The 467-nt window shown below is 62.7% G+C and carries 1 pseudogene; it reads right to left on the bottom strand.

Going from position 1 to position 467, the window contains the following annotated elements:
- Positions 1–385, bottom strand: a pseudogene (locus tag Q1A87_RS23765) (transposase); the annotation flags it as partial.
- Positions 386–467: the final 82 nt, after the last annotated feature.

The following is a 467-nucleotide window of genomic DNA, read 5'->3' on the forward strand; positions in this document are numbered from 1 at the left end:
CGCCGGGACTTGTAGTGGAACGTGGAGGTGTCGAACCGAAGGGCCCCACAAGCCCCGCGGATCGACACGCCCCAATCGATGCACATCCCGCGAACCAGCTCGCGCATCCGACCAGGCTTCAGAGCTTTCGGCGGATCACATCCTGCAACATCTCCCGGTCGAGTGTGAGGTCGGCGACGATCTTCTTCAGCCGCCCGTTCTCGTCCTCGAGCGCCTTCAACCGGCGCATCTCGTCCGGCAGCAGACCGCCGTATCGCTTCTTCCAGTTGAAGTAGGTGGCCGGGCTGATCCCCGCCTTGCGGCAGATCTCCGCGACCGGCGTGCCTTCCTCGCCCTGCCTCAGGATGAACGCCTTCTGCGCTTCCGTGAACTTCGATGCCTTCATGCGACTCCGCTCCTCTCCCAGCCAGGGAAACTTAGCGGAAAACTCCAGTTTCAAACGGTCCAGTTCTCAGGGGGCAGAGCAC

The sequence above is a fragment of the uncultured Jannaschia sp. genome (assembly GCF_947494055.1).
In the GTDB taxonomy this organism is placed as follows: Bacteria; Pseudomonadota; Alphaproteobacteria; order Rhodobacterales; family Rhodobacteraceae; genus Jannaschia.